This window comes from Pseudoalteromonas sp. S558, from assembly GCF_005886635.1.
In the GTDB taxonomy this organism is placed as follows: domain Bacteria; phylum Pseudomonadota; class Gammaproteobacteria; order Enterobacterales; family Alteromonadaceae; genus Pseudoalteromonas; species Pseudoalteromonas aliena.
In genome coordinates this window covers 1-435 of sequence record NZ_PNDU01000641.1, presented here as the reverse complement: position 1 = coordinate 435, position 435 = coordinate 1, and the positions used below count along the sequence as shown (strand labels likewise).

Below are 435 nucleotides of genomic sequence, written 5' to 3'. Positions count from 1 at the left end.
AGATACCACCAGTGGTTTAACCAAAGGCCTAACTGAATGCGGATTGAGCCATCAACTTGAATATGCTAACATCAACCGTGGAAAACTATTAATAAGTCGTCCAGTAATGGCGATGCAAGCTTCAACTCATCCAGAGACTGAGTTGGTTGAACTTACATTAAAATCCAACAGCATAAAATCATTAGGTAAGTTTAAAACCTTTAATCAAGCTAAATATGCCGCAAACAATATTTTTGTTGTTGCAGGCGCTGATTTTAAGAATGGTTCAGGCAGAACATTACCAAAGAACATGCTGGCTAATAATTACGATGGCCAGCTGTACTTACTAACTGATAATGCCAAAAAAGTAACGTCGTTAAGAAAACAGTATCACCGGGCAATTGGCACAATAGAAGTCCTAACCAATCGTGATGCGCTATTCAAAGTGACAGAAAA

At 38.4% G+C, this 435-nt stretch carries 1 pseudogene; it reads left to right on the top strand.

From position 1 onward, the window contains the following. Positions 1–435 (top strand): annotated as a pseudogene (locus tag CWB66_RS21765) (S9 family peptidase); the annotation flags it as partial.